The organism is Bradyrhizobium sp. NAS80.1 (assembly GCF_001908205.1).
In the GTDB taxonomy this organism is placed as follows: Bacteria; Pseudomonadota; Alphaproteobacteria; order Rhizobiales; family Xanthobacteraceae; genus Bradyrhizobium.
In genome coordinates, this window is the sequence record NZ_LGHL01000038.1 from 27,210 (window position 1) to 48,297 (window position 21,088).

General features: G+C 64.7%; 17 protein-coding genes and 1 pseudogene. 6 read left to right on the forward strand and 12 right to left on the reverse strand.

Annotation, left to right across the window (positions count from 1 at the left end):
* Positions 1–11 precede the first annotated feature (11 nt).
* Genes AC629_RS09740 through AC629_RS09750 form a run of 3 tightly spaced genes read right to left on the reverse strand, consistent with a single transcriptional unit; the run spans position 12 to position 3,160 of the window.
* On the reverse strand, positions 12–863 hold the full coding sequence (locus AC629_RS09740; RefSeq protein ID WP_084804584.1) for an HTD2 family dehydratase: 852 nt from the start codon (positions 861–863) through the stop codon (positions 12–14).
* Positions 864–877: 14 nt separating this feature from the next.
* A complete protein-coding gene (locus AC629_RS09745) occupies positions 878–1,981 on the reverse strand; it encodes a CaiB/BaiF CoA transferase family protein (RefSeq protein WP_084804585.1) in 1,104 nt (367 codons plus the stop codon).
* A 9-nt stretch (positions 1,982–1,990) separates the two neighbouring features.
* Positions 1,991–3,160: an acyl-CoA dehydrogenase family protein gene (locus AC629_RS09750; RefSeq protein ID WP_084804586.1), complete on the reverse strand. Its 1,170-nt coding sequence runs from the start codon at positions 3,158–3,160 to the stop codon at positions 1,991–1,993.
* Positions 3,161–3,286: 126 nt separating this feature from the next.
* Here AC629_RS09750 and AC629_RS09755 point away from each other — a divergent pair, with 126 nt between their 5' ends.
* A complete protein-coding gene (locus tag AC629_RS09755) occupies positions 3,287–4,207 on the forward strand; it encodes a LysR substrate-binding domain-containing protein (RefSeq protein ID WP_084804587.1) in 921 nt (306 codons plus the stop codon).
* A 394-nt stretch (positions 4,208–4,601) separates the two neighbouring features.
* On the opposite strand, the gene AC629_RS09760 is transcribed toward AC629_RS09755, so the two are convergent.
* Both AC629_RS09760 and AC629_RS09765 read right to left on the reverse strand, forming a co-directional pair.
* On the reverse strand, positions 4,602–5,876 hold the full coding sequence (locus tag AC629_RS09760; RefSeq protein WP_084804588.1) for a cytochrome P450: 1,275 nt from the start codon (positions 5,874–5,876) through the stop codon (positions 4,602–4,604).
* 181 nt (positions 5,877–6,057) lie between these two features.
* A complete protein-coding gene (locus AC629_RS09765; protein ID WP_084804606.1) occupies positions 6,058–7,323 on the reverse strand; it encodes a cytochrome P450 in 1,266 nt (421 codons plus the stop codon).
* 302 nt (positions 7,324–7,625) lie between these two features.
* Here AC629_RS09765 and AC629_RS09770 point away from each other — a divergent pair, with 302 nt between their 5' ends.
* Positions 7,626–8,783, forward strand: coding sequence for a YjgN family protein (locus AC629_RS09770; RefSeq protein ID WP_084804589.1), 1,158 nt, complete (start codon positions 7,626–7,628; stop codon positions 8,781–8,783).
* Between the two features lie 3 nt (positions 8,784–8,786).
* Complete coding sequence (locus AC629_RS09775) at positions 8,787–9,899, forward strand: M48 family metallopeptidase (protein WP_084804590.1); 1,113 nt, start codon at positions 8,787–8,789, stop codon at positions 9,897–9,899.
* A 9-nt stretch (positions 9,900–9,908) separates the two neighbouring features.
* Here the strand turns inward: AC629_RS09775 and upp are convergent, their stop codons facing one another.
* From upp to AC629_RS09790, 3 genes and pseudogenes are all read right to left on the reverse strand, one after another.
* Complete coding sequence (gene upp / locus AC629_RS09780; RefSeq protein ID WP_084804591.1) at positions 9,909–10,538, reverse strand: uracil phosphoribosyltransferase; 630 nt, start codon at positions 10,536–10,538, stop codon at positions 9,909–9,911.
* A 55-nt stretch (positions 10,539–10,593) separates the two neighbouring features.
* Positions 10,594–11,833: pseudogene (locus tag AC629_RS09785) on the reverse strand (URC4/urg3 family protein).
* Between the two features lie 7 nt (positions 11,834–11,840).
* Entirely contained in the window at positions 11,841–13,097 is a 1,257-nt protein-coding gene (locus tag AC629_RS09790; RefSeq protein ID WP_084804592.1) for a GTP cyclohydrolase II, read from the reverse strand.
* A gap of 387 nt (positions 13,098–13,484) precedes the next feature.
* Between AC629_RS09790 and AC629_RS09795 the strand changes: the two genes are divergently transcribed.
* On the forward strand, positions 13,485–14,612 hold the full coding sequence (locus AC629_RS09795; RefSeq protein WP_084804593.1) for a threonine synthase: 1,128 nt from the start codon (positions 13,485–13,487) through the stop codon (positions 14,610–14,612).
* 168 nt (positions 14,613–14,780) lie between these two features.
* Here the strand turns inward: AC629_RS09795 and AC629_RS09800 are convergent, their stop codons facing one another.
* Positions 14,781–15,596: a DUF2927 domain-containing protein gene (locus tag AC629_RS09800; protein WP_084804607.1), complete on the reverse strand. Its 816-nt coding sequence runs from the start codon at positions 15,594–15,596 to the stop codon at positions 14,781–14,783.
* An 84-nt stretch (positions 15,597–15,680) separates the two neighbouring features.
* Positions 15,681–16,259 carry a L,D-transpeptidase gene (locus AC629_RS09805; protein ID WP_084804594.1) on the reverse strand — a complete coding sequence of 193 codons (579 nt, stop codon included), beginning with the start codon at positions 16,257–16,259 and terminating at the stop codon, positions 15,681–15,683.
* 267 nt (positions 16,260–16,526) lie between these two features.
* On the opposite strand from AC629_RS09805, the gene AC629_RS09810 reads away from it, so the two are divergent.
* Both AC629_RS09810 and AC629_RS09815 read left to right on the forward strand, forming a co-directional pair.
* A complete protein-coding gene (locus AC629_RS09810) occupies positions 16,527–18,074 on the forward strand; it encodes an acetolactate synthase large subunit (protein WP_084804595.1) in 1,548 nt (515 codons plus the stop codon).
* A 37-nt stretch (positions 18,075–18,111) separates the two neighbouring features.
* Positions 18,112–18,630, forward strand: coding sequence for a hypothetical protein (locus AC629_RS09815; protein ID WP_084804596.1), 519 nt, complete (start codon positions 18,112–18,114; stop codon positions 18,628–18,630).
* 319 nt (positions 18,631–18,949) lie between these two features.
* On the opposite strand, the gene AC629_RS09820 is transcribed toward AC629_RS09815, so the two are convergent.
* Positions 18,950–20,485, reverse strand: a complete 1,536-nt coding sequence (locus tag AC629_RS09820) for a peroxidase family protein (protein WP_084804597.1) — start codon at positions 20,483–20,485, stop codon at positions 18,950–18,952.
* A gap of 334 nt (positions 20,486–20,819) precedes the next feature.
* Positions 20,820–21,053, reverse strand: a complete 234-nt coding sequence (locus AC629_RS09825; RefSeq protein ID WP_084804598.1) for a DUF3551 domain-containing protein — start codon at positions 21,051–21,053, stop codon at positions 20,820–20,822.
* Positions 21,054–21,088 lie beyond the last annotated feature (35 nt).

Here is a 21,088-nt window from a genome sequence, read left to right on the forward strand (position 1 = left end):
GCAGCGGCGGCTCACCACACCGCCGTGCCCTTCATCGTCGGCTGCCCTTCCGCGTTCGCGGTCCACAGCTCCATGCTGGCCTCGGTCTCGTTGGCGTTGATGGAGAATTCCGTGCCTTCGAACAGCGGCTGCAAGCCGCGATAGGTGAACTTCTTCGGGGGCTTGCCGCTACGCAATTTCGCGGCCATTTCAATGATGAACGCCGCCTGTAGTGGCCCGTGGAAGATCAGGCCCGGATAACCTTCGACCTTGGTCACGTAGTCGCGGTCGTAGTGGATGCGATGGCCGTTGAACGTCAGCGCCGAATAGCGGAACAGCAGGACCGGATCGGAGACATGGGTCTCGCGATGCTGCGCCTTCGGCGGCGGGGGCGGGGCCTTCGCCGTCGCAGGCGCGCTGCTCGTCATCTCGCGATAGACGATGTCCTGTCGCTCGCGAATGGCGACGCCGCGCGGCGAGGAGATGCTGTGCTCGACAGAAACGAAGCACAATGTGCCGGTCGAGCCGGTCTTCACCTGAACATCGGCGATGCGCGAGGTTCGCGTCGATTCATCGCCGACGCGAAGCGGCTGAAAGAACTCGATCTCGCCGCCCGCCCACATCCGGCGCGGCAGCGGCACCGGCGGCAGGAAGCCGCCGCGGGTCGGATGGCCGTCAGGGCCGAGCATCGACATCGGAAACACCGGCTGTGCCAGGCACCAGTGCACCGTGAACGGCGCGGCATCGCCCGTTTTGGGTTCGCCGACCTCCTGGAACAGCGTCGCGCGCAGGCCCTTGACGAGCTGCGCGGTGACGATGTCGGTTGCCTCCTGGCTGCGGCCGATCCATTGCCTTAAGTGATCGATGTCGAGCTTCTCGGTCATGACGCCTCGCTCTTTTATTTCCTGGATTGGGGACGTTCGCCGATGCCGGGCACCGCGCCGTAAGAGCGCGTCTCGCCGACGATGATCGGCGCCGGCGCGGGATAGCTGACGCGGCCGTTGGGCGTGTCGACCTCGATGCGGCGCAGATGCGGATGGTTGGTGAGGTCGGCCATGGTGTTGACCTCGGCAAACGCGATGTCTGCGTCCGACAGTCGCTTGAGCAACTCATCGCGTGTCATCTTGCCGAAGGCATCGGCCACCGTCTTGTCGGTGAAGTCGCGGTTGCGGACGCGCTCGACCATGTTGGCGACGCGCGGATCGGCGGGCAGGTCGGGCTGATCAAGAACCTTCACGCAGAGCGCCTTCCACTCGCGCTCGCTCTGGATCGAGATCAGGATGTCCTTGCCGTCCTTCGAGGTGAACACGCCATAGGGCGCGATCGAGGGATGACGGAGGCCCATGCGCTTCGGCGGATTGCCGGCTTCGGAGTTGAGCAGCGGCACGGTGCACCAGTCCGCCATCACGTCGAACATGGAGATGCGGATGTCGGCGCCGTTGCCGGTACGGCTCCGCGCGATCAGCGCCTCCAGGATCGCCGCATGCGCGGTCGCGCCGGTCGCGACGTCGACGATGGACATGCCGACGCGCGAGGCGCCGTCGGGGTTGCCGGTGATCGAGGCCAGTCCGCTCTCGGCCTGGATCAAGAGATCATAGGCCTTGCGATGCGCGTAGGGACCCTCGTCGCCGTAGCCGGTGATCGTGCAGGAGATCAGCTTCGGATAGTCTTTCAAAAGCCGCTCGCGCGAGAAGCCGAGCTTGTCCATCGAGCCCGGCTTGAGGTTCTGGATCAGCACGTCAGCGCTCGCGATCAGCTTCTCGAGCTCGGCGCAGCCCTCCTTGGTGGCGAGATCGACCACGGCCGACTGCTTGCCGCGGTTGAGCCAGACGAAATAGCTGCTCTGCCCCTTTGCCGCCGCGTCATAGCCGCGGGCGAAATCGCCTTCGGGCCGTTCGATCTTGATCACCTCCGCGCCAGCATCCGCCAGGCGGGACGAGCAGAACGGCGCCGCGACCGCCTGCTCGACCGCAATCACCCTGATCCCGTCAAGTGCTCCCATGGCGCGACCTCAGTACGAGCGCGGCATGCCGAGCACATGCTCGGCGACGAAGGACAGCACGAGGTTGGTCGAGATCGGCGCCACCTGATACAGCCGCGTCTCGCGGAACTTGCGCTCGACGTCGTATTCCTCGGCGAAGCCGAAGCCGCCATGAGTCTGGATGCAGGCGTTGGCCGCCTCCCAGGAGGCATCCGCCGCCAGCATCTTGGCCATGTTCGCTTCCGCGCCGCAGTCGAGCCCGGCCTCGTATTTGCGAGTCGCCTCCTTCACCATCAGTTCGGCCGCGCGCATCGAGGCGTAAGCCTTGGCGATCGGGAACTGGATGCCCTGGTTCTGACCGATCGGCCGGCCGAACACCGCGCGCTCCTTGGCGTAGTTCGTGGCCTTCGCGATGAACCACTTTGCATCGCCGATGCATTCGGCTGCGATCAGGATGCGCTCGGCATTCATGCCGGAGAGGATGTAGCGGAACCCCTTGCCTTCCTCGCCGATCAAATTCTCGGCCGGCACCTTCATGTCGGTAAAGAACACTTCGGTGGTCGCGTGGTTCATCATGGTGCGAATCGGGCGGATCTCCAGGCCCTTGCCCTTCGCCTCCCGCATGTCGACGATGAACACGGAGAGCCCGTCGGTGCGCTTCTTGACCTGCTCCTTCGGTGTGGTGCGCGCCAGCAGGACCATCAGGTCGGAATGCTCGGCGCGGCTGGTCCAGATCTTCTGGCCGTTGACGATGTAGCTGTCGTTGCCTTCCTTGCGGGCAAAGGTCTTTAGCGAGGAGGTGTCGGTGCCGCTGGTCGGCTCGGTGACACCGAAAGCCTGGAGCCGCAATTCACCGCTCGCGATCTTCGGCAGGTACTTTGCTTTCTGCTCGGCGCTGCCGTGCCGCAGCACCGTCCCCATCGTGTACATCTGGGCATGGCAGCCGCCACCGTTGCAGCCCGCGCGCTGGATCTCTTCGAGGATGGCTGCCGCAGCGGAGAGCTTCAGGCCGGCGCCGCCATATTCCTCGGGGATCAGCACCGAAAGATAACCCGCCTGCGTCAGCGCATCGACGAAGGCCTTGGGATAGGCCATCTCGCGATCGAGCTTGCGCCAGTATTCGCCGGGAAACTGCGCGCACAACTTTGCAACGGCTTCGCGGATGTCGGCGTGATCTTCGGTGTGGTGTTCTTGACTCATCGCGTTTCCCGTTGATAGCGGCAGTTAAGATAACGCCGGCCAATCCCCCCGGCGTTGTGAAAACAACGCCAGCCCCCTATGCTCATTTGCTATAGCGTATGGAGTAGCCTTCCAGGATTGGCAAGCGTGGATTTCCGACAGCTCAGGACCTTCAGTTGCGTGGCGGAGCTCGGCAGCCTCTCCAAGGCCTCCGACACGTTGCGCGTGGCGCAGCCGGCGCTCAGCCGCCAGATCAAGCTTCTGGAACATGAGCTGCGCACGGAGCTGTTCACCCGCAACGGCCGCGGCATGGTGCTGACGGAGGCCGGCCGTCTCCTGCTGGCGCGCACCTCCGGCATCGTGCGGCAGGTCGACCAGATCCGCGACGATATCCAGTCGGCCAAGGGGCCGCCGTCCGGCCAGGTCGTGCTCGGCCTGGTTCCGACCGTGAGCTGTGTGCTCTCCGCGCGCTTTGCGCGGCGCTGCGTCGAAAAGTTTCCGGGCATCTCGCTGCGCATCGTCGAGAGCTATAGCGGCCATCTCGTCGAGTGGCTGCACCGTGGCGAGATGGACCTCGCCATCCTCTATGGGCGCTCGGCCGATTTGCATCTCCACGTACAGAGCCTCGGCCGTGACAACATCGTCGCGGTGGGCCCGCGCGGCTGCGGGCTGGCGCGCAAGAAGAACGTCGACATCGGCTGGCTGCTGCGGCAGCGGCTGGTGCTGCCCAGTCATTCGCACGGTCTCCGTGCGCTGATCGAGCACGCGGCCGCCCAACGTAAGATCAAGCTCAACGTCCAGCTCGAGGCGGATTCGTTTCGCGTGCTGACGAGCCTGGTCGAGGAGGGGCTCGGTTTTGCGCTGCTGCCGCCATCGTCGGTCCACGGCGAGGTCGCCGAGGGGCGGCTGGAAACCACGGCTGTTTCGAAGCCGATGACGCGCGAGCTCATTTTCGCTTCTCCGATCGACCGTCCGGCCTCGACGGCTTCGCTCGCCGTCACGGCGCTCCTGCGCGACGAGGTCGCGGCCTGCCGCAAGGACGGCCTGTGGGACATCAGGCTTGCCTGACGGCCGACGCCTTCTTCGCCTCGCCCCGCTTGCGGGGAGAGGCCGACGCGCGAAGCGCGGCGGGTGAGGGGGAGTCTCCGCGAGTCGGCTATCATCGTTCCCGCGGAGGCTCCCCCCTTACCCCAACCCTCTCCCCGCAAGCGGGGCGAGGGAGCACACCGACGCCTCGGCTGCGGTTTAGGACACAAGCACGCGGTCGGCCCTTCGCATCCTTTGCGACCTGTCATGCCGGATTTTTATAGCTGGGCTTCGGCGTCCGATCCTCATCCTGAGGAGCGCGCTCTTGCGCGCGTCTCGAAGGATGAAGGCCCGGCCGGTGGCCTCGCCCTTCGAGACGCCTGCTGCGCAGGCTCCTCAGGGTGAGGGGAAGCGTTGAGCGAGTCGCTCCTGGGACTCACCCCGGAATCCGCACCGGTAGTGACTCATATCCCTTGATGAAGCTCGAATAGATCCGCTTCGGCTCGCCGACCACCTCGATCCGGTCGAACCGCTTCAGCATCTCTTCCCAGACGATCCGGAGCTGCAACTCGGCGAGGCGCATGCCGACGCAGCGGTGGATGCCGAAGCCGAAGGAGAGATGCGTGCGCGGCCGCGGGCGGTCGATGATGAACTCGTTCGGCTTCTCGAACATCTCCTCGTCGCGGTTGCCCGAGACGTACCACATCACGACACGGTCGCCCTTCCTGATGTGCTTGCCGCCGATCTCGGTGTCCTGGAGCGCGGTCCGCCGCATATGCGCCAGCGGCGTCTGCCAGCGGATCACCTCCGGCACCATGGAATCGATCAGCGCCGGATTCTTCCGCAGCATCTCGTATTGGTCCGGGTTCTCGTTCAGCGCCAGCACCGAGCCGGTCATGGTGTTGCGCGTGGTGTCGTTGCCCCCGACGATGAGCAGGATGATGTTGCCCATCAGGTTGTCGGGGTCCATGAAGCGGGTGGCGTCGTTATGGGCCATCAGCGACAGCAGGTCGTTGCGCGGCGCGGAATTGACGCGCTCGTTCCAGAGCTTCGACATATAGGCGTAGCACTCGTCCATCTCGCGGCGGCGCTCTTCGGCGGACGCAACGATGCCGCTCTTGGGCAGCGCGGTCGAGACGTCCGACCAGCGCGTCAGCTTGCGCCGCTCCTCCCAGGGGAAGTCGAACAGGGTCGCGAGCATCTGCGTCGTCAGCTCGATCGAGACACGCTCGACGAAGTTGAACGTCTCGTTGCGGGGCAGATTGTCGAGCACGGTCTGCGAGCGCTGGCGGATCAGCTTGGCCAGCTCGTCCAGATGCGCCGGCGTGAACATCGGTGACACCGTCTTGCGCTGCGCCGAATGACGCGGCTGGTCCATGGCGATGAAGCTCGGCCAGTCATAGCCTTCCGGCACGTCGCGGATCGAGATGCCGCCGAGCGTCGAGTCGGAGGAGAAGACGCCGTGGTTGGTGTCGACATGCATGATGTCATTGTACTTCACCACCGACCAGTAGGGCTCGATCGGTGCGTTGGTGCAGTAGTGCACCGGCTCTTCCTTGCGCAGTCGCTCGAACCACGGCCACAAGGTGTCGTCCTGGAACAGCCTGGGCGCGCCGGGGTGGAATTGCGCCAGCGGCGTCGCATAGGCCTCTTCACGGGCCCTGCGCATGCGTTCGGCCTTGTCCACTTTAACCGGCGTTTGGATGTTCATCTATTGGCTCCAGTGTTTTGGTCTTTGCCTCTCCCCGCGTGCGGGGAGAGGCCGGAATTCGAGCGAAGCTTGAATTCCGGGTGAGGGGGGACTCTCCGCGATTCGGCTCTCACCGTCCCTGTGGAGACTCCCCCTCACCCCAACCCTCTCCCCGCAAGCGGGGAGAGGGAGTTCTCACGCATCACGCCGCAATCTTGACCGGCAGCGTTTCCAAACCCTTTACAAAGCTCGAATAGACCCGCTTGGGCTCGCCGACCACGTCGATATGGTCGAATCGCTTCAGGATCTCTTCCCAGATAATCTTGAGCTGGAGTTCGGCAAGCCGCAAGCCGACGCAGCGATGGATGCCGAAGCCGAAGGAGAGATGCGTGCGCGGGCGGGCGCGATCGATGATGAAATCGTACGGCTGCTCGATCGCCTCCTCGTCGCGATTGCCCGAGACGTACCACATCACGACCTTGTCACCTTTCTTGATCTGCTTGCCCCGGAACTCGAAGTCGGACAGCGCCGTGCGCCGCATATGCGCCAGCGGCGTCTGCCAGCGGATCACTTCCGGCACGAAGCTGTCGAGCAGCGCGGGGTTTTCGCGCAGCTTGCGATACTGATCCGGATGCTGGCTCAGCGCGTAGATCGAGCCTGACATGGTGTTGCGGGTGGTGTCATTGCCGCCGACGATCAAAAGGACGAGATTGCCGAGGAAGTTCTTCGCATCCATGTCGCGCGTCGCAGCGCCATGCGCCATCATGGAGAGCAGGTCGCTCTTCGGCGGCTGCTCGATGCGCTCCTTCCACAGCCGCGAAAAGTAGGCCGCGCATTCCGTCAGTTCGGCCTGCCGCTCGTCTTCGGTGGCGACAAGGCCGTCTGGCCCGGGAATGGTGGTCGCGATATCCGACCAGCGTGTCAGCTTGCGGCGGTCATCCCAGGGGAAATCGAACAGCACCGCGAGCATCTGCGTGGTGAGCTCGATCGAGACGCGGTCGACCCAGTCGAACACCTCGCCGCGCGGCAAATTGTCGAGGCACTCGGCCGACCGCTTGCGGATGTTGATTGCGAGATTGTCCAGATGCGTCGGCGTGAACATCGGCGCCACGGTCTTGCGCTGCGCCGCGTGGCGCGGCGGGTCCATCGAGATGAAGCTCTCGCGGCGCAGATCCGGATCGATGTCGCGGATGGTGATGCCGCCGAGCGAGGAAGCCGAGGAGAACACCGAATGGTTGGTCTCGATCTCCATGATGTCGTTGTAGCGTGTCACCGACCAGTACGGCCCGAACATCGAGTCCTTGCAGTAATGCACGGGATCTTCGCGGCGCAGGCGGTCGAAATAGGGCCAGAACGTATCGGTCCTGAACAATTCTGGATCGCCCGGATCGAATTGCTCGATCGGCAATGACGATGCGCGCGCGCGCAAGGCGTCGAGCTTTTCCGCGCTCTCGATGGTCCCATGCATGACCGTTCTCCCTGGCGTGAACCGCGCGTTCTCGTTGAATTCTGCGCTGCGGTATTTGATTTGCAATTACAGCCGGTTGTCTGCGCCGGAGCAAGTGAGAGTTTTGCCACATCCAACCTTCGCGAGAGTGCCGGACGGTCGTCGCGCGGCAGTGTGAACGTGATCCCGCGCACGCCGTTTGGCGGGGAATCGTGCAAGAAATCAACCGGAATCGGGGTAAATCGAACCCGGCCATCTTGGGGATCGACTAACCTCTGATCTATAGTTTGATCACAATAGGCCAGCACCCAGAGGTTGCCGCCGTGAACGACTTGCAATGGGCCCCCGTCGGGCCGCCCCAACCGGTCCCGCCGCCGCTGCCGCCCACGCGGGTCGATTTCACAGGCAACCGCTCCGAGTTCCGCAAAATGGTCACCAAGGGCGCCATGCTCGAGCTCGTGACCTTCGGCTTCTACCGGTTCTGGCTCGTCACCGACATCCGCCGTCATCTGTGGTCGCACACCGCGATCGACGGCGATGCCGCCGAATACACGGGCCGCGGCAAGGAGCTCCTGATCGGCTTCCTGTTCGCGCTCGCGATCCTGGTGCCGATCTATCTTGCTTATTTCCTCGTCGGTATCGAGTTCGAGCGCTGGCAGGGCTTTGCCTCGACGCCGCTCTTCATCAGCTTCTACGCCTTCGGCCAGTTCGCGATTTTTCGCGCGCGACGCTATCGTCTGACCCGCACGGTCTGGCGCGGCGTGCGCTTCTGGATGGACGGATCGGGCTGGGCCTATTCGCTCCGCGCCATGCTCTGGGGCCTGCTGGTGTTCCTGACCCTTGGCCTGGCGCTGCCCTGGCGCGCGGCTTCGCTCGAGCGCTACAAGATGCAGCACACCCATTACGGCGATCTGTGTGGCGACTTCGAAGGTGACGGCTGGACGTTCTTCAAGCGCGGCTGGTGGCTGTGGCTCCTGAGCCCGATCGCGCTCGTGATCTTCCCGCTCGCGCCGTTCTTCTATGCCGAGTTCAAGGCACGCGAATGGCGCTGGTGGCTCGACAGTATCCGCATCGGCGGCGTGAGCCTGTCCTCTGATTTGCCGCACAACGTGTTCTACGGTCTCTACTGGAAGGTGGTCGGTTGGTGGATGCTGCTCTCGATCCTTTTCGGCGCCTATCTCGGCGGCGCGATTATGCTCGTCGTCAAGCTGAGCGGCCTTCCGGCCGAGCAGGTGTTCGGGCCCGCCAATGCCTCCAAGAGCATCCCGATGCTGGTGATGACTGTCATCGGCTATTTCGCCCTGGCGCTTGCGCTTAATATCGTCATGCGGGTCTATCTCCAGCGCGATCTCTGGGCCAAGGTGCTGGAAACCGTCGAGGTGCATGACATCGCAGCCGCTGCGGACGTGCGCGGCAGCGGCGAGCTCGCCAGCGCGCTCGGCGAAGGTTTTGCCGATGGGCTCGATGTTGCGGGATTCTGAACCGTGAGTGACGTGCCCGCTGAGGCCGTAGCGCAGTCCGCCAAGCCGACGATCTTCTTCGACGGCGTGTCCAGCCGCAGGCGGCAGGTGACGCTGACGCTCGGCGAGGCGCTCGAGATCCTCGAAGAGGGGGGAACGCCGGTTCGCTGGGCCTATGCCGACATCCGCCGGGCCGACAGCCCGGTCGGTATTTTGCGCCTTGCCTGCACAACCGCGCCGCCGCTGGCGCGACTCGAAATCCGCGATACTGCGCTGGCCGCTGAGGTGACCGCCCGCTGCACGCGCCTCGACGAGCACCAGACCACACGCCGCGGCATTGCCAAGATCGTCGGCTGGTCGGTGGCCGCCGCCGTTTCGATCGTTTGCGTCGTGCTGTTCGGCGTGCCGCTCGCCGCCGACCGTCTCGCGCCGCTGGTGCCCAAGCCGGTCGAAAGACGCATCGGCGATGCCGCCGAAGTCCAGATCAAAACCATCTTCGGCCGCGGCGTGTGCGAAGACCCCGCGGGCAAGGCCGCGTTCACGAAACTCGTCAATCGCCTGCGCGATGCTGCGGGCCTCGACGACGACGCCATGACGGCGGGCGTGCTGCCGACCTTGGTGCCGAACGCGTTTGCGCTGCCAGGCGGCAAGGTGTTCGTGCTGAAGGGCTTGCTCGACAAGGCCGAAAACCCCGACGAGCTCGCCGGTGTCCTCGCGCACGAGCTCGGCCATCTCAAGCATCACGACAATATGCGCGGCCTCATCTACAACGGCGGCACTTCGTTCCTGATCGGCCTGTTGTTCGGCGACGTCACCGGCTCAAGCGCCGTGATCTTCGCCTCGCGCAGCGTGGTCGAAGCCTCCTATTCGCGCGAGGCGGAGACCTATGCCGATACCTTCGCGATCGAGATCATGAACGCACTCGGCCGCTCGCCGAAGCCGGCGGCCGAACTGATGTTCCGCATCACCGGCAAGGAAGGCGGCTCTGGTTTCACGACCATCCTCGCCAGCCACCCACTGACCGAGGATCGCCTTGCCCGCATGACGAGGGAAGATCGCCCCGCAAGCGGTCCGCCGCTGTTGACGGATAAGGAGTGGCAGGCGCTGAAGGGCATTTGCGGCAGCGGGAAGATTTGAGCTTGCCGCCTATCTCGTCCCGTAGGCGCGGTCGCCGGCATCGCCAAGGCCCGGCAAGATGAAACCGTTCTCGTCGAGCCCTTCATCGATCGCCGCGGTCCAGATCGGCACGTCCGGATGCAGCCCGCGCAGCCGCTCGAGTCCTTCCGGCGCGGCGATCAGGCAGGCGAGACGAATATCTTTCGCGCCGCGCTCCTTCAGCCGGTCGATCGCGGCGACGGCCGTGTTGGCAGTCGCGACCACCGGGGTCACGACGATCGCGAGGCGCTCGCTGAGATCGTGCGGCGATTTGAAGAAATACTCGACCGCCGCAAAACTGTGTGGCTCGCGATAGAGCCCGATATGTGCGACGCGCGCGGTCGGCACCAGATCCATCATGCCGTCGACGAACGTCGTGCCGGCGCGCAGCATCGGCACGAACACCAGCTTCTTGCCGGCGATCTTGGCCGAGTGCATCCGCGCCAGCGGCGTGTCGACGACGACGTCGGTGAGCGGCAGGTCGCGCGTCACCTCGTAGCACAGGAGCATGCCGATCTCCTTGATCAGCTCCCGGAACGATTTCGTCGAGATGGATTTGTCCCGCACCAGGGTCAGCTTGTGCTGCACCAGCGGATGATCGACGATCGTGACGCCTTCCATGATCGGACGCTCCTGAAATTCACCAAGTGCAATAAGGTGGCTTGCGGATCATGCGCTAGAAAACCGTGCCGTCGCTGATCACCTTGAGCGGCGGCGCGCCGTCGGGGCGGCGCGCGAAGGCGATGGCCCGGCCCGCTGCCCAGGTGCCACCTTCCAGAATGCTGGCGAGCGGTAATGACTCGGAGGCGCGGCCGAGCCTGGCGCGGATGCGATCTGCCAAAAGATCGAGCAGCGCTACAGTCAGCGCGCGCCACTCGACGACGAGCAGCGAGTCCACCGCATGCGCGCGCTTGGCATCGCCGGCGTCGCGCAGGCGCAGCACCTCATGGTCGACGAACAGGCCGCCGTTGCGGTATTCGGCGAGCCCGGTCAGCCTGTCGATGTCGGTGACCGCAAACCCGGCGCGCTGGAGCGGTTCGATCAGCGAATAGCTCAGCCATTGCGATAGCTTGTGCAGGGGGGACGAGGCCCGTGGTCGCGTCGTCCGTCTCGATGGCCGGATGGCGCCAGCAATCGCCGAGCGGAATTCCGGCAAGCGCGAGTCGCGACGGCCAGATCGGCCCGAGCTGGTTCAACACAGCGGAGAGAATGGCCGGCGCGGCGATGGCGCCGCCCGTCGCCTGCGCCGCGATGTGATCGAACAAGCCGCCGGGCCGCGGCGTATCTTGCAGGCCGAAGACCTCCACACGCTCCGCCACCAGCCGGCCCAGGCGCTGTAACAGATCAGTGCGTCCTTCGAGGCCGAGCAGCGGATTGGCATCCGTGACCTGGAAGGCGGATGCGAGCGCGGCGAGGGGCAATTGCGCGAGCACGTCCGCATCGACCCTGAACGGCGCACTGGCATCGCGCGAAAAGAGGCCGCTTGCGAACATGTCGAGGCTTGCGATCGCAAGGCCCTCGGATCGGCCGATGCCTTCCCTTGTCACTGCGTCGCGGTATCGCCACGTCGCGCCCGCGCCGGCATCGAGCAGCACGCTGACGATGGCGAGGTCGAACTCCGCGCGCGCCCGCGCCGCGCGGTCGGGCCAGGTCACAGCGTCGGCAAGCCGCGCCCAGCGATCGACGCCGCCGAGCACGAAGTGCCGCCACCGCGCGTGAAAGGGAATGTCCAGCGTCGGATAGGCCTTGCGCGTTACCGCGAGCACGGCATCGGCAACGCCGTTCATGCGGTCGAGATCGATCGTGAAGTGCTGGAGCCCGTCGCGAAGGCCGAGCTCGAGCATCTGCCCGGCACGCGCGCGAACCGCCTTTGCGGTGAGCAGCGAACGTGCCTGCGATTCCAAAGCGTCCGCCATCGCGTGATCAGTACTTTTCCAGCGAGCGCCCGACCACGCCGTTCACGTCCTCTTCCGGCGCAATGTCGGTCGAGTAATAGCCGGCGGCCTTCTTCGCGGCGATCTCGACATAGGCATCGGCCGGGATCAGCTCCGGCGGGATCGGCACGCGCTCGACGATGTCGATGCCTTGCGAGGTGAGCGCGTCATATTTCATGTCGCTCATCGACAGGAAGCGGTCGATGCGCTTCAGGCCGAGCCAGTGGATCGTGTCCGGCATCAATTGCTGGAAGCGAGCATCCTGGACGCCTGCGACGCATTCGGTGCGCTCGAAATAGGCCGCGGCCGCGTCACCATCCTCCTGGCGCTTGCGCGCATTGTAGACCAGGAATTTCGTGACCTCGCCGAGCGCGCGTCCTTCCTTGCGGTTGTAGACGACGAGCCCGAGCCCGCCCTCCTGCGCGCCGCGCGCGGATTCCTCGATGCCGTGGATCAGGTAGGGCCGGCAGGTGCAGATGTCGGAGCCGAACACGTCGGAGCCGTTGCATTCGTCATGCACGCGGCAGGTGATCTTGGTGCGGTGGTCCGGCAGCTTGGTGACGTCGCCGAACATGTAGACGGTGGTGCCGCCGATCGGCGGCAGAAACACCTTCATGTCCGGCCGCGTCACGAGTTCGGGGAACATGCCGGCGGTCTGCTCGAACAGCGTACGCCGCAACTCGGTCTCGCTGGTGCCGAAGCGATGCGCGAGACCGGGCAGGTGCCAGACCGGATCGATCGCGATCTTCACCACCGACACGCTGCCGTTAGCGTGCACGACCTCGCCGTCGGCACGCAGGCGTTTTGCTCCAAGCGCCTCGCGGATCTCGGGCAGGTCCAGCCGCGCGCGCGTCACCGCGATGCTCGGCCTGATGTCGGCGCCCTCGGCGATCTCCTGGCGGAAATTTTCGGCGACGAGATGCCCCCAGGGATCGAGCGCGACGATCTTGTCGGGATCGCTCCACTGCGGAAACGGCCCGATGGTCGCGGCCGGGAAGGTGTTGGTGAGGTCGGGGCGCCGGATCGGATCGAGCGCGCCGGCTGAGACGGCGAGGGCCCGGTACATCGCGTAGGATCCGCCATGGCTGCCGATCACGTTGCGATCCTGCGCGCGCGACACCGTGCCGATGACCGGACCGCGGGAGCGCGCGTCTGCGGCGCCCCAGTGGATCGGAAAGGCGGCCTTCCTGCCCGGCTCCGGATGGGAGGTGAGGCGGATGTGGTCAGTACGGTTCGCGCGGCTCATGACCAAACTCCCAAAAAGCCAACGGCCCGCCGCTCGGACGGGCCTGGCTCGGTCGCGTTGCCGGTTGAGGAACGTCGGCGACGCAAGCTCAATCCAACATATTGTAGCGCCCAGCCACGACAGACAAGTTAATGGCGTCGCACAGCAAGGCCGTTCGTTGCCGATGCCGTTCATATAGGTATCGGCGTGCCCGCCCTGAATGGTGCAAAAGCGCCGCTCTGGGCTGCGGTTCCCCGAGGGGGCGGCGGACTATATGTATGGAATTATTCGTGTTTTTTTTAAGGGAGCTAGCCGAGCCTCTAGCGTCCACCCCTCTCAACAGGTGACTGGATAAAACCTGCACATTCAGACATATCGACCGGATCGGCTCTGTCCCGGAGACCCCCAATGCCCGCCGCAAGCTACATCGATCCCCGCAACGGAAAGCTCTATCCGCTGGACCAGCCGCGCTGGTGCTCGGACGAGCGCACGCCGCTTCTGGTGACGCCGGGGACAGGCATGTCGCGCGAGGAGATCGAGCCTCGCACGCGATCGCTCTGGCGCTACAGGGCGGCGCTGCCGGTCGAGATCAAGAATCCGATCACGCTCGGCGAGGGCTGCACGCCGCTTGTGCAGCAGGATTGGGGCGACCTGCGGCCGTTGTTCAAGCTCGAATGGTTCAATCCGACCGGCAGCTTCAAGGATCGCGGTTCGTCGGTGATGCTGTCCTTCCTGCGGCAGATCGGTGTCGACGCCATTCTGGAAGACAGCTCCGGCAATGGCGGCTCGTCGATGGCCGGGCTCGGTGCCGCCGGCGGCATGCGCGTGAAGATCTTGGCGCCGGCCTCGACGTCGCCGGCGAAGATCGCGCAGGTGCGCGCTTACGGCGCCACGGTGCAGCTCGTGGAAGGGCCGCGCGAGGAATCGGAGGCCGAAGCCATCCGCCAGTCGAGCCAGACTTTTTACGCCAGTCACAACTGGCAGCCGTTCTTTCTCGAGGGCACAAAATCGCTCGCCTACGAAATCTGGGAGGACCTCGGCTTCCGCGCGCCGGACAATGTCATCGTTCCAGTCGGCGCCGGCAGCAGCCTGCTCGGTTGCGCCTTCGGCTTTCGCGAGTTGCTCAAGGCCGGCCAGATCGCGAAGCTGCCGCGCCTGTTCGCGGCGCAGCCACTGAATTGCTCGCCGATCGATGCGAGCTTCAAGGCCGGTGTCGATACGCCGGTGCCGCGCGAGGTGAACAAGACCATCGCTGAAGGCACCGCCATCAAAAATCCCCTGCGCCTGCGCGAGATCATCGGCGCGCTGCGCGAGAGTGGCGGCGGCACCGTGGCGCTGACCGAGGACGAGATCGTTGCTGCCCTGCGCCGCCTTGCGCGTCAGGGCCTGTTCGCCGAGCCGACCAGCGCCAGCGCGGCCGCCGCGCTGGACAAACTCTCTGGCGCCGGGGCCATCAAGGCGAACGAGACCACGGTGGCGGTCCTCACCGGCACGGGCCTCAAGGCCGCAACCGCCGTTGCCGAGCTCGTGCAATAGGGCGGCGAGTTGTAGTTCGTAGGATGGGTAGAGCGAAGCGAAACCCATCACGTCCATCACCGCGGAGAGAGTGCGATGGGTTTCGCCGCGCTCTACCCATCCTACTGATTTCCTCTCACGCTAAACGTTTCGATGCCTATGGCTCGCAGCTCAGGACGACCGGACTAACTACTCCGTCAGATTGTTCACGCGCTTCACAAAGGCGCGCACGTCGGCGAGCACGTCGGGCAGCACTGCCTTGACCTCCTGCACGGTCATGCCGGGCTTGATGCGGGGGTCGTAGAGCAGGTTGAGGATGTATTGGTCGTAGACGTCGAAATAGCCCATCGAGACGTTGTCGTTGAACATCGTCCACGGCACGCTCGCGGTGTCGTTGATCGGACCGAGCGATTGCAGCAGCTCCTCATAGGCGCAATCGAGGAAGGTGAAATCGCCTTTGTCGACCGTGAGGATGACGTCGGAATGCTCGATCTCGAAATTGTCGTTCTTGCGGAAGCCGGACAGGCATTGCGGATCGAGCGAGGTGCGGATCTCGCGCGCCTTCTCGGCGCCGTAGAAGCTCGCGATGGTGCGGTAGAGATCGCGGTCGCGCACCAGCTTCACCCGCACATTCGCCGCCTCGCCGGTGGTGGTCATGGCGATGTCGAGATGCTGCACGCGCGTGCCGATGTCGGCCACGACTCTTGCGAGCTGCGTCTTGCGATCGGCGCGGTCGCTTTCGGCGAACACGCGCACCGGCCCGTCGAACTTGCGGATGCGGTCAACGCGGCCGGCGAGGTGATATTCGGCGCCGAACGCGGTCTTCAGAAAGCCCTCGACGATCTCGCCGTCGGTGAAGCTCTTTTTCTCGGAGCGCTGCCGCGAGGCGATCGCCGGCAATTCGCCGGCGGCAGCCATGGCAGCGATGTCAGGCACACATGTGAGCGCTGCGAACGCGAGTAGAGCGGTGCGAAGGAGAGGCGAGGACGGGTTCAATACGCTCATCGTTGCGCAACGCTGCCGCATTCGGAAGCGACGCACAAGACCGCAAATTCGCGCGCCCTGCGGGTTCCCGCCGCAGTTGCCGGGCTAATTGTTGAGCACGATCACGGTGGTGCCCACCGAAACGCGGCCGTAGAGGTCGGTGACGTCGTCATTGGTCATGCGGAAGCACCCCGAGGACACCGCCTGGCCGATCGTCTCCGGCTCGTTGGAGCCGTGGATGCGGTAGAGCGTCGAGCCCAGATACATGGCGCGCGCGCCGAGCGGATTCTCGATGCCGCCCCTCATGTGACGCGGCAGGTCCGGCCGGCGCGCCAGCATCTGCGACGGCGGCGTCCAGTCTGGCCATTCCTTCTTGGCGGTGATCTTGTGGACCCCGCCCCAACGGAAGCCGTCGCGGCCAACGCCGATGCCGTAGCGCAGCGCCTGGCCGTTCTGGAGCACCAGATAAAGGCGGCGCTCCCTGGTGTTCACCACGACCGTGCCGGGCGCGTAATTGCCATAATACATCACGGTGGCGCGGGGGATCGGGTTGGCGCCGGAGCGGAAGAAGTTCGGGCCACCGCCCATGATGTCGCGCGAGTCGAACTCCTCGGCGAGGGCGCCGGCCGCCGTGGCTGACAGCAGTGCGATGGCGGCGATCGGCGCGGCAAAAAACCGGATCATTGTTTCCCCCCAAAAATAAATCGCTTCAACGAAAGCCAGAGGCCATATTTGCGGGCATTCCGCAAGCCACGGCCCCGTGAGCGCCGTCATTCCCCGCGGTTGGCGTTACCAAATCGGCAACCATGCCAATTTGCCGAAAAGCGTTAGCCAAACCGGCGCATTGTCGCGCGGGGCAGGGCCGCAATGCCCGCTCTTGCTTTGACGATGGCCGCGAACAATGATTGGTCGGACGGATATCTGGACATTGCCAGTTGCAGGAGCTGAAGAATGAACGGTGCGGAAAGCCTGGTGCGGACGATGGTCAAGGGTGGGGTCGATGTCTGCTTCACCAACCCAGGCACCTCCGAAATGCATTTTGTCGCAGCGCTCGACCGCGTGCCGGGCATGCGCTGCGTGCTCGGCCTGTTCGAAGGCGTGGTGACCGGCGCCGCCGACGGCTATTTCCGCATGAAGGGCACGCCGGCCTCGACCCTGCTGCATCTCGGCCCCGGCCTCGCCAATGGCCTTGCCAACCTGCACAACGCCAAGAAGGCGAACTCTGGCATCGTCAACATCGTCGGCCAGCACGCGGTCTACCACATCGGCTACAACGCGCCGCTGACCTCGGACATCGAGGGCCTTGCCCGTCCGATGTCGTCCTGGGTCCGCACCTCGCCGGATGCCAAATCGGTTGCCGCCGACGGCGCTGCGGCGATTGCCGCCGCCAGGAGCGCCCCGCCGCAGATCGCGACCCTGATCCTGCCCGCCGACACCGCCTGGAACGAGGCCGACGGTATTGCCGAGGTGCCGGCCGAGCAGCAGCGCGCCAGCTATTCGCCGCAGGCGGTCGAGCAGGCCGCCAGGATTTTGCACGGTGACGGCGAGGGCACGCTGCTGCTGATGACCGGCAGCGCGCTGAGCGAGCAGGGCTTGGCGCTGGCCGAGCACATCGCGAACAAGACCGGCTGCACCGTGATGGGCCCGACCTTCCGTCCCAAGATGGCACGCGGCCGCGGCCGCTACTCGATCGACCGCATCCACTACGTGATCGAGAACGCGCTGCCGATGCTGGCGAAGTTCCGCCACATCGTGCTGGTCGAGTCCGACGATCCCGTGGCGTTCTTCGCCTATCCGAACAAGCCGAGCATGCTCAAGCCCGAGGGCTGCGAGGTGCACCACATGACCTCCTGGGGCGAGAACTCGGTCGCGGCGCTGGAAGCACTCGCCGGCGCGGTCAAGGCAAGCGCAAAGGACGTCAAGCCGCAGGCCTTGCAGGAGCTGGTCAAGCCGACCGGCGCGCTGACCTTCGCCTCGATCGCGCAGGCGATCGCGTGCGCGATCCCGGAGAATGCGATCCTGGTCGACGAGTCCCTGACCACCGGCCGCGGCTTCTTTCCGCCGACGGCGGCGGCCGCCCCGCACGACTGGCTCCAGAACATGGGCGGCTCGATCGGCTTCTCCACCCCGCTCTCGATCGGCGCCGCGATCGCCTGTCCGGACCGCAAGGTGATCTGCATGGTCGGCGACGGCAGCGCGATGTACACGATCCAGTCGCTGTGGACGCAGGCTAGAGAGAACCTCAACATCGTCACCATCGTGTTCGCGAACCGCATCTACCAAATCCTGCGCGGCGAGTTCGACAATGTCGGCGCCGGCGAGCCCGGCCAGCGCGCCAACGACATGCTGCGCCTCGACCGGCCGACGCTCGATTTCGTCGCGCTGGCGAAGGGCATGGGCGTGCCCGGCCGCGCCGTCACCAACGCCGACGAATTCAACAAGGCGCTGGCCGAAGCCGTCGCCGAGCCGGGGCCGCGATTGATCGAAGTCCAGATGTAGGGGAGCAGTCTACAGGGCGCCGAAGGCCGGGGGCACGATGCAGACCGAGCTGAACAAGGTGATCGCGGCGCTCCAGGACTTATACGCCCACGAAGGATTCCTGTTCGAGAACGACAGCGGCGAGCGGGCGGTCACCCACCGCTTCGCTGTCTATCTCGAGCGGCAGTACCGGGGCTGGTCGGTCGACTGCAACTACGACCGGCTCGGCGAGCGCACGCTGCTTCTGCCGCACGGCTCCATCATCTCGACCGACGATCATCTGGGAAAGTCGATCTATCCGGATGTCGTCGTGCATCAGCGCGAGATCCCGAAGAACCTGCTCGCTGTGGAGATCCGCAAGGCAAGCAATCACACCTCGCTCGAGCACGACCAGCACAAGCTGATGGCGATGACCGATGCGGATATCTGGTTCGCCTATTGGATCGGCGTGCTGCTGGTGCTGGACAAGCACAATGTGACGGCGTCGGAAATCTATGCCGGCGGCATTGTCGATCAGCCGCTATCGCTCTGGTTCGCGGCACGACTCGCCGAGTGCGGCCTCGGAGCCGCGCATTAAACTGGGACGTGACGGGTTGAAGTCGAATCAAGTTCGGTCGACAGCAGCACTCTCTCCGTTCCCTCCCCCCTTGTGGGGGAGGGGCAGGGAGGGGGGTGCCACACGGGGATTCTTTCCATCGCACACCCGCCCTCGGTGCATCATCAACAACCGAAACCTTTTCCTGGGCTACCCCCCTCCCTAGCCCTCCCCCACAAGGGGGGAGGGAACGCACCTCCGTCGGGGCACTAGGCGAGCCTCATCTCGTCAGGCCCCAGCGACTATGACAAAGACCGCCCGCATCGAGCGGGCGGCCTTTGCGTCATCGACCGTCGCAAGCTTAGTGCAGGGGATCGCCCTGTCCGAGCGCGTAGGCTACGAGGTCCTTCAGCGCGAAGCTGGAGCCCGTCACCGGCGCCCAATTCGGGTCGAGGGACAGCACGGAGGATGCGTCGCCGAACATCATGCCCAGGAAAACCTCGGCCACGATGCGACCGCCGACCGGCCCAAGCTGCGGCGTGTTGATGGGGCCAGGCGCGCCGGTAGCCGGGATCGTGACGGGGGTCTGGAATTGCCGCGCCTCCGCCAGGATGTAGGCCCAAAGCGGGCAATTGTCGGCAAACACGCCGTTCGCGATGGTCGCGATCTTGGTCTGCGGATCGCCCGTGCCGGGCTCATCGACGGCCTTGCCAATGACGATCTGGTCGTCCGTCAGCGGCGTCAGATGCATTGCCCTGGCGACGGCCTGGCCGGACGGCAGGCCGAGCCGCCAACCGCGCTCGAGATTGCGCAGCGCCAGCGACGATGGATTGGACGCGACTTCCGGCGGCAGTTTGCGCAGCGGGTCGACCAGCGCGGTGTCGATGCGATAGGCGAACTGAAGCCGCTTCTTGTTGTCGGCATTGGTATCGTCGTCCTCGACACCATAGGCCCGCGTGTCGAGATCGATGAAGCGGCCCCAGTCGATGGCGCGCCCCGGGCCCATCGCGCGGAAACCGGTCAGCGCGTTTTTGTCAGGATTGTTGGGATCGGGGAATATCTGCAACAGCATGTTGGCCGCATCGTTCAGCCGATAGCCGGGGCGGATCATGGAGTGCCCGAGCCGATAGGCCGCGACCGAAAACTCGACTGGCATGAACGGAAAAGTCTTCCAGTGATAGAAGGCGAGCTTGCTGCGATCGTAGCGGCCGGCGGTCCTCAGCCCGTCGAGTACGCTGGCGTGGACGATGCGCGGCAGGAAGTCGTTCAGCACGACGTATTGATAATGGAAACGGACGCGCTGCTGCACGTCTTCGAACGACAGGCTGTCATTGTCGTCAACCATGCGGTTGTGAAAGCGCAGCATCAAGGCCTGGAACTGCGAGACGATGCTGTTCTCGTCGTTGCGGGGATCGCCGATCAGCGCGCGGCCCTTGAAGCGTGGCAGGTCGCTGGCATCGGGCACGCCGGTGCCGGTCAGTGTCTCGCCGAGCAGGAGCTTGATGCCGTCATACATGAAGGGCTGGTCGTTCGGACCGCGGCCGTAGAGATTGTCGAGGTCGAGCGCCGGCGTACGGAAGTCGACGAGCCCATCCGGATCCTGCTGCTTGGTCAGCGAACTCACCGGATCGAAGGTGATGTCGTGGTCGATGAACTGGCCGAAGTAAGTGTAGAGCGCGGGAATACCGCTCTCCTCCGCGTCCGGTCCGTCCTTCGGCGGATCGAAGCTGGCGACCATCTTGTCTGCCAGCGCCGAAAGGTTTGCGATGGCGTCGGCGTCGGTCGGTCCGAACTTCGCCGGTGTGACGTTGCGGAACATACGGCCGAAGCGGCCTTGCGAAAGCGGCGAACGCGTTGCGTTCAGACCGCGCGGGACAATGCTGTGGCGGCTGCTCATTGAAAACACCTCCCTGAAAAGTTACGACGGAAACGAATAGAGCTAAGGTTGATCGAAACAGGGTATGCATTTTAGGCTAGATCGGGCGATGCGACGGCCGCAAGCCGTTGCTTCACACAGCGCTCGGCTTCGACGTGTTCCGGAAGAGAGCGATGCCAACAAGCTGCGGCCGCGCTTTGCAAATTTTTCGCGGAGCGACGACGGATAACATTCTCGTCATCGACAGGTGCAAGCGATTTTGAGGGCGTCGATTCGCCGGGCCATCGGTGAACCGGATGGTCTTCACGTAAAAATTGTGGCGGCGCGCGCGTCATGCGCGCACGCCGCCGCGTCGTCAGTAGTGGCGCTGCTGCGAGAACGCGTAGCGCGGATTGATGCCGCAATAGGCCGATGTGCCGGAGGCGGTGGCGAGGCACTGCTGATAGCTCGCGAACTGGCAGTTGCCGGGATAGCCCCAGATACGGCCTTGCAGGCAGTATCTGTCATTTTCCGCGTGGGCTTGAGCCGCCGGGAATGTCGCGGCGATCAGGGCTGAGAATGATGCGAGCGTGAGAATGGTGCGACGCATTTCAATCTCCTTCGAAAAATGAGTGGATGGGCATG